This window comes from uncultured Parvimonas sp., from assembly GCF_963524015.1.
Taxonomy (GTDB): domain Bacteria; phylum Bacillota; class Clostridia; order Tissierellales; family Peptoniphilaceae; genus Parvimonas.
In genome coordinates, this window is record NZ_CAURDT010000001.1 from 162,487 (window position 1) to 177,675 (window position 15,189).

Annotated in this window: 14 protein-coding genes; all 14 read left to right on the forward strand. The window is 26.1% G+C overall.

Features of this window, described 5'->3' with window-relative positions; genetic code table 11:
- Positions 1-116 precede the first annotated feature (116 nt).
- The 14 genes from mgtA to RWJ08_RS00785 all read left to right on the forward strand — a co-directional run bounded on the left by mgtA (position 117) and on the right by RWJ08_RS00785 (position 15,152).
- Positions 117-2,648: a magnesium-translocating P-type ATPase gene (mgtA, locus tag RWJ08_RS00720; protein ID WP_313960746.1), complete on the forward strand. Its 2,532-nt coding sequence runs from the start codon at positions 117-119 to the stop codon at positions 2,646-2,648.
- 130 nt (positions 2,649-2,778) lie between these two features.
- Complete coding sequence (locus RWJ08_RS00725) at positions 2,779-3,417, forward strand: CPBP family intramembrane glutamic endopeptidase (RefSeq protein ID WP_313960747.1); 639 nt, start codon at positions 2,779-2,781, stop codon at positions 3,415-3,417.
- Between the two features lie 74 nt (positions 3,418-3,491).
- The gene (locus tag RWJ08_RS00730; protein ID WP_313960748.1) at positions 3,492-4,727 is read left to right on the forward strand and encodes an aminopeptidase; all 1,236 of its coding nucleotides are present in this window, start codon (positions 3,492-3,494) and stop codon (positions 4,725-4,727) included.
- 131 nt (positions 4,728-4,858) lie between these two features.
- Positions 4,859-5,203 (forward strand): prepilin-type N-terminal cleavage/methylation domain-containing protein, encoded by a 345-nt coding sequence (locus RWJ08_RS00735; protein ID WP_009354265.1) that lies wholly within the window; start codon positions 4,859-4,861, stop codon positions 5,201-5,203.
- Positions 5,196-5,618 (forward strand): type II secretion system protein, encoded by a 423-nt coding sequence (locus RWJ08_RS00740; protein ID WP_313960749.1) that lies wholly within the window; start codon positions 5,196-5,198, stop codon positions 5,616-5,618. The genes RWJ08_RS00735 and RWJ08_RS00740 overlap by 8 nt, the downstream gene beginning before the upstream one ends.
- Positions 5,608-5,943 (forward strand): type II secretion system protein J, encoded by a 336-nt coding sequence (locus RWJ08_RS00745; RefSeq protein ID WP_009372689.1) that lies wholly within the window; start codon positions 5,608-5,610, stop codon positions 5,941-5,943. Before RWJ08_RS00740 ends, RWJ08_RS00745 begins: the two co-directional genes overlap by 11 nt.
- Entirely contained in the window at positions 5,921-6,463 is a 543-nt protein-coding gene (locus tag RWJ08_RS00750; protein WP_313960750.1) for a prepilin-type N-terminal cleavage/methylation domain-containing protein, read from the forward strand. Before RWJ08_RS00745 ends, RWJ08_RS00750 begins: the two co-directional genes overlap by 23 nt.
- 1 nt (position 6,464) lies before the next feature.
- Complete coding sequence (locus tag RWJ08_RS00755; protein WP_313960751.1) at positions 6,465-7,604, forward strand: hypothetical protein; 1,140 nt, start codon at positions 6,465-6,467, stop codon at positions 7,602-7,604.
- 66 nt (positions 7,605-7,670) lie between these two features.
- On the forward strand, positions 7,671-8,102 hold the full coding sequence (dut, locus tag RWJ08_RS00760) for a dUTP diphosphatase (protein ID WP_293439712.1): 432 nt from the start codon (positions 7,671-7,673) through the stop codon (positions 8,100-8,102).
- Between the two features lie 11 nt (positions 8,103-8,113).
- Entirely contained in the window at positions 8,114-10,438 is a 2,325-nt protein-coding gene (locus RWJ08_RS00765) for a DNA translocase FtsK (protein WP_313960752.1), read from the forward strand.
- Complete coding sequence (pgsA, locus tag RWJ08_RS00770) at positions 10,422-10,964, forward strand: CDP-diacylglycerol--glycerol-3-phosphate 3-phosphatidyltransferase (protein ID WP_009372395.1); 543 nt, start codon at positions 10,422-10,424, stop codon at positions 10,962-10,964. Before RWJ08_RS00765 ends, pgsA begins: the two co-directional genes overlap by 17 nt.
- Positions 10,965-10,978: 14 nt before the next feature.
- Positions 10,979-12,124: a recombinase RecA gene (gene recA / locus RWJ08_RS00775; RefSeq protein ID WP_313960753.1), complete on the forward strand. Its 1,146-nt coding sequence runs from the start codon at positions 10,979-10,981 to the stop codon at positions 12,122-12,124.
- A gap of 153 nt (positions 12,125-12,277) precedes the next feature.
- Positions 12,278-13,321 carry a DUF1015 family protein gene (locus tag RWJ08_RS00780; protein WP_313960754.1) on the forward strand — a complete coding sequence of 348 codons (1,044 nt, stop codon included), beginning with the start codon at positions 12,278-12,280 and terminating at the stop codon, positions 13,319-13,321.
- A gap of 13 nt (positions 13,322-13,334) precedes the next feature.
- Positions 13,335-15,152: an aminotransferase class I/II-fold pyridoxal phosphate-dependent enzyme gene (locus tag RWJ08_RS00785; RefSeq protein ID WP_313960755.1), complete on the forward strand. Its 1,818-nt coding sequence runs from the start codon at positions 13,335-13,337 to the stop codon at positions 15,150-15,152.
- The last annotated feature ends 37 nt before the right edge of the window (positions 15,153-15,189 follow it).

A 15,189-nucleotide genomic window follows, 5' to 3' on the forward strand; every position in this document is an offset into this window, starting at 1 on the left:
TTAATTTTAACATTATATAGTAATTCTTTAATTTTAAAAGTTGACAAGAGTTGCTTTAAAAGCATACTATATCACTCTTTTTAGTAATATGTTTAAAATATAACAAGGAGGATATTATGAAAGAATTCTGGTCTTATGATTTAGATGATATATTAAAACGATTAAAAACTAATAAAGCCGGATTATCAAGTAAAGAAGCAGAAGAAAGAATTGATAAATATGGACAAAACATTTTTGAAGAAAAGAAATCATCTTCAAATTTAGGCATATTCATAAATCAATTCAAAAGTCCTATAATTATGATATTAATTTTTGCAGCAATATTATCTATGTTTTTAAAAGATTATTCTGATGGTATTATCATTCTAATCATTATTATGATTTCTGCATTTTTAAGTTATAGTCATGAAAGCAAAGCTAATAATGCAGTAAAAAAACTTCTTTCTTCCGTAAGTGTAAAATCATCTGTTTTGAGAGATGGAAAACTTGAAGAAATAGACAATGCGATGTTGACAATAGGGGATATAATAAATATAAAAACTGGTGATATGATTCCAGCTGATTGTCTACTTATAGAAGAAAATTCGCTTTCAATGGATGAATCAAGTTTAACCGGTGAAACTTTTCCTGTTGAAAAAACTATACAAAAGTTACCTGCCAATACGGGACTTTCTGATAGGAAAAATTCACTTTGGATGGGGACTCATGTCATAAGTGGATCAGGTATGGCAGTAATAGTAAATCTAGCTAAAGATTCAGAGTTTGGAAAAATTACTTTATCTTTGGATAAAAAAGATTCTGATACAGACTTTGAAAAAGGCATAAGAGATTTTGGTAACTTGATACTTCATGTTACAACTTTATTAATTGGTATTATATTCTTATTTAATATTATTCTGAATAAATCTTTTTTAGAATCTTTTATGTTTGCATTAGCTCTCTCAGTAGGGTTAACTCCTCAAATGCTACCGGCTATTATAAGTGTAAATTTATCACAAGGTGCTAAGAGAATGTCGGAACAAGGCGTTATAGTAAAGAAATTAAATGCTATTGAAAACTTCGGTTCAATGACTATAATGTGTTCTGATAAAACTGGAACTATCACTCAAGGAAAGGTAAAGCTTGATTCTGCTTTAGATTGTAATGGTGAAAAATCAGATAATGTAAGCAAACTAGCATCTATAAACTCATATTTTCAAGAAGGATATACGAATCCTATTGACCAAGCTATTTTAGAAGCAAATAAAAATGATTTTTCTAAATATGAAAAAATATTTGAAATACCTTACTCTTTTGAAAGTAAGCTTTTAAGTGTCGTTGTAAAAACTGACCTAGATTTTGATGGTAGAAATATAATGGTTACAAAAGGGGCATTAACAGGCGTACTGAATATATGCAAAACTTATGAAAAATCAGATAAGACTGGTGGAGATATTGAAGAAGTTAGGAGACATATACTAGATTTATTTTATAAGTATTCAAGTCAAGGTTATAGAATTTTAGGTGTTGCTTATAAATTTATAGAAGATGATATAGAAATTAAAAATCAAAGAGCAGAAGATATGGTATTTGTAGGTCTATTACTATTTATGGATCCATTAAAAGACGATATAAAAGATGTTGTTGCCGAAATGAATAGATTGGGAGTTTCTCTAAAAATGATTACAGGAGATAACAGTCTTATAGCTAAAAATATAGGTAGTCAAATTGGACTTAATCCTGAAAAGATTTTATTAGGAGAAGAACTGGATTCATATTCTATAAGTCAGCTTAATAAGAAAGTTTTAGATATAGATATTTTTGCTGAAATAAGTCCTAATCAAAAAGAAAAAATAATTATGGCATATAAACAGGCAGGAGAAATAGTAGGATATATGGGAGATGGTATTAATGATTCTCCTGCCATAAAGCAAGCAGACGTTGGAGTATCTGTAAATACCGCTGCTGATACAGCTAAAGATGCAGCTTCTATAGTACTATTACAAAATAGTTTAAAGGTGTTGGTATTAGGCATAAGTGAAGGTAGAAGGACATTTATTAATACTTTAAAATATATATTTGTAGCCACAAGTGCAAATTTTGGTAATATGTTTTCAATGGCAGGAGCAAGTTTGTTTTTGAGTTTTTTACCTTTATTGCCTAAGCAAATTCTTTTGACAAATCTACTAACAGATTTTCCTTCACTACAAATTGCTTCAGATTCTGTTGATGAAGATTGGTTAAAGAGTCCTGTTAAATGGGATACAAAGTTTATAAAGAAGTTTATGATTCTTTTTGGAATTATTTCTTCAGTGTTTGACTATATAACTTTTGCACTATTACTCTTTACTTTTAAGGCCGATGAAAGATTATTTCATACTGGATGGTTATTAGAGTCTATTATTTCTGCTATGGTGGTAATGCTTATTGTTAGAACAGCAAGACCTGTTTTTGCCAGTAAGCCAAGCAATAAATTGTTGATTGCTGTAAGTGGAGTAGCTGTGGTTTTGTTTGTGATTGTATATAGCCCAATAAGTTCATATTTAGGATTAATAGCTCTACCTATTAAGGTATTGATATCTTTACTTGGCGTTTCATTACTATACGCATTAACAGCTGAGATATTAAAAAAATTTTTCTATAAATATAATTCATTTTCTAGAAAATAATGTAGTAAAAATAATGGAGAGTTTTTCTCCATTATTTTTTTGATTAAGTAATATTAATTTCGTGATATAATAGTATTAAACTATTTTAGATATAAAGTCAGTAGTTAAAAATTGTACAGAGGTTGATGTGATGAAAACTAAATATATAAAGTCTAATTTTGTTCCAATTTTTATAGAACTTTTATTTGTAGTGTCATGTTTTATTGTAGAAAAACAATTTTATATTTATACAAATTTTTGCTTTTATTTTTTATTAGCTATCTATTTCTATATAAGAAAAGATTTATCTATAAAAGAGTGGTATAACGCTATCAAGAGTGGCAAAAAATTTTTTATACAAGTAATTTTAACAGTAGTATTAATTTCTATTGCATTTTACTTTACTATTATTTTAGAAAATATATTTCCTAATATTAATAAAGGTATGATTTTATTGAGAGCTGATAATTGGTTAAAACTAATATTATTCTCTTTTTCAACAATTATTTTTCCACCAATTATTGAGGAAACATTTTTTAGAAAAAATTTAATTTCTTTTAAAAATAATAAGATATTAATAATAACATCTCTATTATCTATGTTCTTGTATGCTTTAGAACATTCTTTAACGTGGTGGGGAATTTTCTTATGTATGATATGGGCATTTCCATTTAGTATTTCATATATAAAAACAAGAAATATTTATGTACCAATGACAGCTCATTTAATATGTAATTTAATCATAAATGGTGTTCTAATTATAGATTTAATAAAATATCTTATAAAATAAAATGTTTTGTTAAGGTTTGCATTTTTAATAAAATAGTGTATAATTAATTTATAATATAATATAAGGAGAGGGTTATGGACTTTAAAGAAAAACTTAAAAAATACTCTGAAACAATTATTAAAGTTGGAACAAATGTACAAAAAGGTCAACTAGTTGTTATTAGAGCAAATATTGAAGCAAAAGAGCTTGTTCGTTCTTTAACAGAAGTAGCTTATAAAGCTGGAGCTGGAGATGTTAATGTTGTTTGGAGAGATGACATTATTACAAGACGTAAATTTGAATATGCAAGTATTGAAACGCTTTCTGAGGTGAAACAATGGACAGTAGATCAATATACGGATTATATTGACAGTAATGCTGTTTTTATTTCTGTAGTAGGCGATGATCCAAATAAATTTGATGGATTAGATATTGAGAAAATTAAAGCAAATAGTGTTGCAAACTCTAAGGCTATGAAATACTTTTCAACTTCTCTTATGGCAGATAAAAATTCTTGGTGTGTTGTGGGAGCACCTACTCCAGCTTGGGCAAAAGTTGTTTTTCCTAATCTTTCAGAAGGAGATGCAGTTGAAAAACTTTGGGATTTGATTTTCTATACTTCAAGAATAGGAGAAGGAGATTCAATTAAAGATTGGGAAGAACATATTAGTGAATTAAGTAGAAGAGCAAAATATTTAAATGAAAAACAGTTCAAATATTTAAAATATTCTAGTAAAAAAGGTACTAATTTAACAATAGAACTACCAAAGAACCATGTTTGGAATGCGGCTGGTAGTGGATATAATGCTAAAGGTATTAGTTTTACAGCTAATATGCCTACTGAAGAAGTATTTACTCTCCCACATAAAGATGGAATAAACGGTGTTGTTTATAGTACAAAGGCATTAAATTATAATGGAAACATAATAGATGAATTTAAGTTAGAATTTGAAAATGGAAAAGTTATTAATTATGAGGCAAAAAAAGGTTATGAAGTATTAAAATCTTTATTAGAAACAGATGAAGGTGCTTTATCTTTAGGAGAAGTTGCTTTAGTTCCTTTTGACTCACCTATTTCAAATACAAATACAATGTTTTTTGAAACTCTATATGATGAAAATGCATCTTGTCATTTAGCATTAGGTAGAGCTTATCCTACTTGTTTAAAGGATGGAGAAAAGATGACTGAAGAAGAACTAAAAGAAAAAGGTGCTAACGATAGTTTAGTTCATGTCGATTTTATGGTCGGAGATGAAACATTAAACATAATTGGAATAACAGAATCTGGAGAAGAAATTCCTGTATTTACTAACGGAAATTGGTCAAATTAAAAAATTGCAGGATTTTTCCTGCAATTTTTTTATTGTGAAACAACAAGGTTCCCAGGAACCCACTCGATGCAAAGCATCGTGGAAGGGTGGGGATCTTATTAAAATATTATTTATTTAGGAGGATTAGTTTTATGAATAATGTAAAGAAAAAGGCTTTTACATTGATTGAACTTTTAGTTGTTATAGCAATACTTGCTATCCTTATTTTAATAGCAGTTCCTAGATATAACAATTCAAGAGTTAAGGCTGATAAGACTGCTCATTCAGCAAATGTTAAGGTTTTAGAAGTGGCTGGACTTAGGTATTTAACAGAGGAAAAAGTAGAATCTGATAGAGATATTACTGAAGAATTGGTAAATAAAAAATACATAAAAGAAATTCCTAAATTGCCAAAGTCTATAAAGGGAACAGCTTATAAAGTAGAAATAAAAAATGGAGATGTAGTAGTAACACCACCTGTGGAGAAAGATGATTAAAAGAAAGTCATTTACGCTTATAGAATTGGTAGTTTGTTTAGCTATAATATCTGTAATGGTAATGGTTGTTAGAGTAAATTTTGTAAATAATAAAAAAACAATTGCCAATGAGGAATTATACTTAATAGCAGAAAGTATAGAAAATGCAAAAGTCTTTTCTATAGAAAATAATAAAATTGTTAAATTGAAATCAGATTCAACAAAAGAAACATTTGAAATATCATCAGGAGAATTTGTATATAAAAAAATTTATTGTAAACATTTAAATATCTTAAATGATATTAAATTAGAAATTAACACTAACGGTATTCCAAGTGTGGGAAAGACTTTTAAATTCTCATATGATAAACAAAATTTTGAAATTAGGATTAGACCTGTAACAGGATTTGTTAATGTGATAAAAAATGAAAAATAATTATTTAAAAAATAAAGCATTTACATTAGTTGAATGTATTTTTGCGGTTTTTGTTCTATCTATAATAAGTCTGTATATATTATCAGGAATTAATAATTTTTTACAAATTCAAAAAGCTAATATTAAGGAAATTGATGAATTATCAGAAATTGAAACTACTATTGTACTTATAAAGAGCAATATCAAAAATAATAAATCTATCTTAGAGAATGTCAATTCAGAAAAATTTGAAGTTAAAGTTTCTGATTTTGGAGAACTTTATAATATAAAGATTTATCAAAAAGATAATGTGGAGAAGATATATGAATTTTATGTATCAAAATAATAGAAGATCATTTACATTATTAGAACTTCTGATAACAATAGTAGTTTCAAGTATAATTATTATATGTTGTATTCATATTTTTTATGGTACTTATTTTTTAAACTTAAATCAAAGAAAAAATTATTCGAAATTAGAACAAATTAATTACGCAATGAATTATATAGAAAAAGAAATTTCTGATTCATTAGAGATTAAAGTAAATTCAGATGAAATAGAGCTGAAAAGATATAGATATAATTCTTTTTTGAGTGAAAATAATAGACATACGGTTTCTAAAATAAATAAAATTACATATAAAATAATAAAATATGGTAGTAAGTACGAAATACGTAGAATATCTAAAAACATTTTAAATTCTACATACTATGGAAGTAATTTGTTGATAAATGATTTAGATTTTTTTTTAGTGGAAAGAATTGATAATTACTTAGTTATAAAAGTCTCATTTAATGGTAAAGAATATTCAAAATATATCTTTTTAAAAAATTCAAAATTTAATTACTTGTCAGGAGGAAATTGATATGAAACGTAAGTCGTATATTATGCCAGTTGTTTTGTTGATATTTTCTTTAGTATTAGTTGTATTTTTTTCAATATATTATAGAACTATTTTTACTCACAATCATAAGATTTCGAAAGAAAATTTAATTTCTAAAAAAATAAATGATATTAGTTTAGAGGAAATTTTAAATACTAAAGCTACTTTAAATTTTGTTAATAGTAAATTAAATAATAGGGAAAATTTTAATGTAAAAATAAATTTTAAAGATTTATTAAATGTGAATAATATTACAAATTTTCAGAATAATTTTGATACCTATGAAATAACATTAACAAGTAAACGTATAAAGAAAAATCTGAATTTTTACGATAAGGGTAATAAATCAAAAAAATATAATGTAAGTCAATACGAAATTTTTTTTGAAGTAAAAAATTATAATGAATTAATTGAATACAAATTTGTAGATAAAAATAGAATAGAGAATTATATATTTGATGAACAAGTAAAAAATTATATTGACGAAAATACAAAATTGTTAAATAATGATTTTTACTTTGATTTAAATAAAGATTATTCTAAATTATATAATAGAATATTTACTCAGGAGATACAAAATACTTATACTGATGATTTAAGAATATATGATTATAAAGATAAAATTTATTTTGTGTATAATGAGCAGTATAAAAAATTGTTAAGAAGTTATTTGGATTTAAAGCAGGTTACTGTTGATAATTTAGATATAAATTTATGTGATATAGATGATTTTAAAAATTGTTCAAGAGATGATTTTATAAACTTGTTTTTAGTAGAAAGTTCTGATTTTATAAAGGATTATAAGTACAGCATAATAAATATAGACGTTAAAAATAAATTATATCTTGATTTTAATAAAAATGTTGATATTTATAGTAATGTTAAAATTAATAGTACAAGTGAAATAATAGTAACCAATAAGATACCTAAAGTACAAGGAGTAATAGTTAATAATTCCGAGAATAAAAAATTTGATTTTTATATTGAAGGAGTCTTATTCTCAAAGTATAAAATAAAAAGTGATTATAAATTTTTACCTGAAATACTAGATGTAACAGCTAGATTTATAAAAATAAGCGATGATTATTACTTGGAAAAAATGGAAAAAAATGATATTAAGTAGTTTGCTTAAATACAATAAATTTGTTATACTATAACTGTTAAAATTGTATATTTGGAGGATTATTTAATGGAAATTAAAATTATAAATAGAAGTAAAAATGAAAATCCATCTTATGCTACGGATGGCTCTTCAGGTTTTGATTTAAGAGCGAATTTAGATGAAGATTTGATTATAAAACCTATGCAAAGAATTGCAGTTCCTACTGGAATATATATAGAAATTCCATTAGGATACGAAGGCCAAATTAGGGCTAGAAGTGGGATGAGTTTAAAACATGGTATTACAATGGCTAATGGTGTTGGCACAATAGATAGCGACTATAGAGGAGAGTTAAAAGTTCTTATAGTTAATATATCTAATCAAGATTATGTTATAAAAAATAATGATAGAATAGCTCAAATGATTATTACTAAATATGAACGTGTTGACTTTAAACTAGTAGAAGAACTATCTGATACTGATAGAAATAATGGCGGATTTGGACATACTGGTTATTAGTAGGAGAAAAGATGGAGAAAAAGAGGAAAACAAGATCAAAAACAAAAAAAATAAATTATAGTAAAGAAGATAAAGTTTTTAAAAATACTGTTTTAGTATTATTTTTGTTAAATTCTTTTTTTATTATTTTTTCTTTTTTTGCTAATACAGGGTTTTTAGGAAATATTATAAAAAATATTTTTCAGGACTTATTTGGTGGCACATATTTTCTATTTTTATTTTTAATGGAAATGATATATGTTGTTATACTGTTAGGGAAATTAAATAAAAAAAATAGAAATATAAGTTTTTTAGGATTATTGTTATTATCTAATTATATGGCAATTGTTGATTTAGCAAATAATTCTTCCACAAATTTCTCGGTTAAAATGTCTGTGGCAAAAAATACTGTACCGAAAGGTAGTGGATATATAGGAGCTATTTTTGGCTTCATTTATAACGCTATGATTGGAACAATAGGTCTATATATTTTTACTTTCATAATAGGGTTATTTTTAATATTATCTTTTTTGGATATCAGTTTTATTGATTTTTTAAAAATCGTTAAAAATTATAATTTAAAGTTGATAGAAAAAATTAAAGAAAAGTATTCAAACTATAAAGAAAAAAGAGATATAAAGAAAATTAGTCCCAATAATGAAGTTTTAGAAATTGTTGAAAATGTTGATAATGAAGAAGATAATGAAATTATAGTTTTAGATCATAATGATAATATTAACAATAATACAGAAACAAAAATTGATGAAATTGAAAAAGATGAATTGTTAGATAGTTTTAATTTATTTCCCAATGACGATATAGAGAATAATAAAGAAAAAATAAAAAATTCTCAAGATGGGTCTAATAATTTAGACATAGCTATATCTAATTTTGAGGTAAAAAAAGTCGAATATAAAATACCACCTTTAAGTTTATTAAGAGGAAGTAAAACAAAAGAAACAGAATCAGAACAAACGTTAAAACAAAGAGCCAAAAAAATTGAAGCAACATTAAAAAGTTTTGGTGTTGGTGCAAAAGTTGTAAGGATTAATAAAGGTCCAACAGTAACTTGTTTTGAATTACAACCAGATATGGGTGTTAAAGTTAATAAAATTGTAAATTTATCTGATGATTTATCATTGGCATTAGCATCTCCAGACATTAGAATTGAAGCTCCTATTCCGGGCAAGTCAGTTATAGGAATTGAAGTTGCTAATACTCTTAAAGAGAATGTATCCTTAAAAGAAATATTATCTTCTAAAGAATATCAAGAATGTGATTCGAAAATGCCTATGGCTTTAGGAAAAACTATATCGGGTGAAATAATTGTTTCTTCAATTGATAAAATGCCTCATATGTTAATTGCAGGAGCAACGGGATCTGGAAAATCGGTTTGTATTAATACTTTAATAATGAGTATTATATATAAATCTTCTCCAGAAGATGTAAAAATGATTTTAATTGATCCAAAAGTAGTAGAACTTAAAATATATAATAAAATTCCACATCTTGCAATTCCAGTTGTTACTGATTCCAAAAAAGCAAGTGCTGCATTGAATTGGGCAGTAAGAGAAATGGAAAGACGTTATAGTTTGTTTTCTGATAATCAAGTAAGAGATATCAAAGGATATAACGAAAAGCAGAAAAGTAATCAATTGGAAAAACTACCTTATTTAGTTATAGTTATAGATGAACTATCTGATTTAATGATGGTAAGTGCTAATGAAGTTGAATCTTACATATGTAGACTTGCACAAATGGCTAGAGCATGTGGAATTCATTTGATTGTTGCTACCCAAAGACCTTCTGTAGATGTAATTACAGGAACAATAAAAGCAAATATTCCATCAAGAATTTCATTTCAAGTTTCTTCACAAATTGATTCAAGAACTATTTTAGACTCTTCTGGTGCTGAAACTTTATTAGGAAAGGGAGATATGTTGTTTAATCCTTCTGGACTTTCAAAGCCTATTAGAATACAAGGATGTTTTGTTTCCGATAGCGAAGTTGAGGCTGTTGTTAATAATATTAAGGAACAGACTCATGAAGTTTGTTATGATGAGGAAATTATTAAGAATATTGAATCAGAAATGTCTAATTTGGATAATAACGAAGATGAAGATGTTGATGACTTATTCTATGATGCTGTTAGAATTGTTTTAGAAGAAAATACAGCATCAATATCATTGTTGCAACGAAAAATGAAAATTGGTTATGCTAGAGCTGGTCGAATTATTGATGAAATGGAAAGCAGAATGATAGTAGGAAGACAGGAAGGTAGCAAGCCAAGAAAAATTTTAGTTGGTTTTGATTATTTAGACAAAATGAGAGGGGATAATGATGAATATAGCAAATAAATTGACTTTATTTAGAATATTATTAGTACCTATTTTTATTATTAGTTTATTGTTTTTAGGAATAAATAATATCCTGGCTTTTCTTATCTTTACAGTTGCATCTTTAACCGATATGTTAGATGGATACTTAGCTAGAAGCAGAAATTTGGTAACTACTTTTGGTAAATTTATGGATCCTCTAGCTGATAAGATACTAGCATGTTCTGCACTTGTTATGCTTGTGCAATTTGGAAAAGTTGAGGCATGGATGGTTTGTATTGTTTTAGCAAGAGAGTTTATAATTTCTGGATTTAGATTAGTAGCTGCATCTAATGGAGTTGTTATATCAGCTAGCATTTATGGAAAAATAAAAACTATAACTCAATTATTTGCAATTAGTTTTATTCTTTTGAATTCTACAGATATAATTAAGATTCCTTTGAATATTGATATTATATTGTGGTATATATCTGTTATATTTACAATTATATCTGCAGTTGATTATATCTGGAAAAATTTGAAAGTATTAGATTTAAATAATATATAATATAGGAGGAAGTAATGGCAGTAAAGAAAACTGATAAATTTGAAAGAATTGAAGATAAAGATGAAAGAAAAAAAGCGCTATCTATTGCACTTGAAAAAATTGAAAAAGATTTTGGAAAAGGTATAATAATGAGAATGGGTGATGCTCCAAAGATAAATATAGAATCAATAAGTACTGGAGCGATGAACTTAGATATCGCTTTGGGAATAGGTGGAATTCCTAAGGGAAGAATTGTTGAAATTTATGGTCCTGAATCTTCAGGTAAAACTACGTTAACATTACACATTATTGCTGAATCACAAAAAACAGGTGGAGTAGCAGCATTCATAGATGCAGAACACGCACTAGATCCAGAATATGCTCGAAAATTAGGAGTTGATGTTGATAATTTACTTATATCTCAACCAGATACCGGTGAACAAGCGTTGGCTATCGTTGAAGCATTGGTTAGAAGCTCAGGAATTGATTTAGTAATAGTAGATTCGGTTGCTGCACTTGTTCCTCGAGCAGAAATAGAAGGAAATATGGGTGATTCTCATATGGGATTACATGCTAGACTTATGAGTCAAGCATTGAGAAAGTTAGCTGGAATAATTTCTAAATCTAATACAACAGTTGTATTTATTAACCAATTAAGATCTAATATTTCAACTAATCCTTATGCTGGCGGTGGTCCAGCTGAAACTACTACAGGAGGTAGAGCATTAAAATTCTATGCAAGTGTTAGAATTGATATTAGGCGCGCAGAACAATTGAAACAGGGAGATGGTGAACCATTTGGTGCAAAAACTAAAGTAAAAGTTGTTAAAAATAAAATGGCACCTCCTTTTAAAACTTGTGAATTTGATATTATTTTTGGAGAAGGAATATCAAAACTTGGAATTATAGTAGACATGGCTGCTGATAAAAATATTATAAAAAAATCTGGGGCTTGGTATAGTTGTGGTGATATTAAACTTGGTCAAGGAAAAGAGAAAGCAAAAGTATATTTGGAAGAACATCCTTCATTTTTAGAAGAAATAAAGGACAAAATATATGAATCTTATGGAATTGAATATGAAAAGAAAGATGTTCCAGAAGAAATTGAAACAACAAATTTAGCTGATGATGAAATTGAAGATTCAGAAGAATTGTTGTTAGACGATTTAATAATTGAATAAAAATAATTCTAAAGATGAGATTAGTTTCTCATCTTTTTTATATAACTATGAAAGCGAGATGATTTTTATCTATTATTATGATATAATAAATCTAGTTTAATATAAAGATTACAATTTTTATTATAGTATATCATTTAGCTTATGGAGGTTTTTATGAAAATTAAATTATTAAAAAATAGTTTTATAAATATTTCTAATAATCTATACGATTCTGATTTTATAAATTTAGCAAAAATAAATGATAGTAAAATTTGTTTTGATAATGATACTTTATTCTTATCTAAACGTAGCAAAGATAAGTTAAATTCTCAAATAATAGAAAGAAATAATGAATGTATTTATATTTTTAAATATTATGATTCTTATGGAATTCTTGCAGATTTACCTATTGAAGAATATGTTTCTGAGAAAATAAAGTGTCATGAATTAGTTTTACCAGATGTAATTCAGGGGATGATTTCAAATTATCATATATATAATTCGGAAACCGCTCCAGTTTTTATTGTTCATAAAGAAGAGATTGATTATGAAAAAATAATTTCTGATAAAAAGTATAAAAAAGATTATCATTTTGATAATATTGATTTGTATGTTTTTTTTGATGATGAAGCTAAAAAAATTTTAAAAAATTTTTTATGTATTGAACAAATGTATGTAGCGGATGGTCATCATAGACTGTATGCATCTTCCATGTTAAAAAATAAAAATAGTGTTTTTTCATGCTTTCTAAGTTTTTCACAAGTAACAATATCTCCTATACACAGAATGATTAAAGATATTGATGCTACTTCTTTTGATAAGGCTAAGATATTTATGGATAATTTTTTAGAAGTCTTTGATGATGGAGAATTGAAAAAGGGATATGTTAGAATAACATATCAAGGAGATTCTTTTCTAGTAAAGCTAAAAGATACTGAGAATGATTTATTTTGGAATAATGATGTATATAGAATGAATACTCAAATAATTTCCACAGCTTTTAGAATTTTAAATTTTTCAAATGTTAAGTATATTGGAGATACTGAAATTTTATTTGCTAAGAAAAATCTTAATAAAGATGATGTTTTAATAGAACTTTGTCCTCTTGACCCCGAGGAATTTATGGAATTGGCTAATGAAGTTTGTATATTACCACCAAAATCTACATTTTTTATTCCGAAATTTCCATCATTTTTAGTTTTTAAAAAGTATAAATAGGAGAGTTATTTTAATGCAAGCAGTTATATTGGCAGCAGGCCTTGGAAGTAGACTAAAAAAATTAACAGAGAATAATACAAAGTCGATGGTAGAGGTAAATGGTATTTCCCTAATGGAGCGAATGCTTAGAATATTAGATGATAAATCACTTTCAAATATTATTGTGGTTACTGGATATAAAAGTGAATTTTTTATTGATTATATAAAGTCATTAAATGTTAAAACTAAACTAACTTTTATTAATAATGATATTTATGATAAAACAAACAATATTTATTCTATGTTTCTTGCCAAAAGTGAAATGATTAAAGAAGATAGTATTTTATTAGAATCAGATTTAATATTTGATGATAATATGATTGTAGAAATCATTGATGATAAACGCAAAAATTTGGCTTTGGTAGCTAAATTTGAACGTTGGATGGATGGAACTTGTCTAAAAATAAATGAGAAAGAAGAAATCATAGATTTTATTCCAGGAAAAGATTTTAATTTTGAAGAAGCAGATGATTACTATAAAACTATAAATATATATAAATTTTCAAAGGAATTTTCAAAAAATATATATTTTCCTTTTTTAGAAGCATATATGAGTGCTAATGGAAAAAATGATTATTACGAAGCGGTTTTAAAGACAATAATTGATTTAGGTAAAAATCATATATATGCAAAAGTGATATCAGAAGATATTAAATGGTATGAAATTGATGATGAACAAGATTTAGATATTGCTTCTTCAATATTTTCAACAGGAGATGAAAAACTTGAAAAATATCAAATAAGATATGGTGGTTATTGGAGATATCCTAAATTACTGGACTTTTGTTATTTAGTAAATCCATATTTTCCACCTAAAAAAATGATAGATGAATTAAAATATAATTTTAAAGTGCTTCTTGAACAATATCCTTCAGGACTTAATGTCAATTCGAGTCTTGTGGCTAAAATTTTTGATATAAAGAAAGAAAATATTGTTGTTGGAAATGGAGCTGCTGAACTTATAAAATCAGTCATCGAAAAAATTGATGGAAATATTGGTTTTATAAGGCCTACCTTCGAGGAATACCCTAATAGACATAATAGCAAAAAATCAATAGTATTTGTTCCAAAAAATGATAATTTTTCATATACTGCTAAAGATATAATTGAATTTTATTTTGACAAAGATATAGAAGCATTGGTTTTAATAAACCCTGATAATCCTACCGGGAATTATATTTGTAAGAAAGATGTTTTTACTCTAATTGATTGGGCAAAGGATAAAAAAATTAAATTTATCTTAGACGAGAGTTTTGTTGATTTTGCAGAAGAAGAAAATTCTACATTTTTAGATGATAGGTTATTAAGTTTATATGATGATTTTATTGTTGTAAAAAGTATTTCAAAATCTTATGGAGTTCCGGGTATTCGACTTGGGATTGTTGCAACTTCAAATTCACATTTAATTTCTATGGTTAAAAAAGATGTTTCAATTTGGAATATAAATTCATTTGGAGAATATTATCTTCAAATATATGATAAATATAAAAAAGTTTATGCTAATGCATTAACTGAAATAAAAAATGCTAGAAAGATTTTTTTAAATGAATTAAACAAAATTGAAGAATTTAGAGTTATACCATCTCAAGCCAATTATTTTACTATTGAATTGAAAAAGGGAAATTCTAAAGAGTTATGTTCTAAAATGCTTGAAAAATATAATATATTTATAAAAGATTTAACTTCAAAAATTAATTTAGAAAATAGAGAATTTATTAGAGTAGCAGTCAGAAATACTGAGGATAATGAGTGTTTTATTGCAGCGATTAAAGATTATTATAAATTTTGTTGATAATAATATAAAACTAAAATAGTTTTAAAAACAGTAA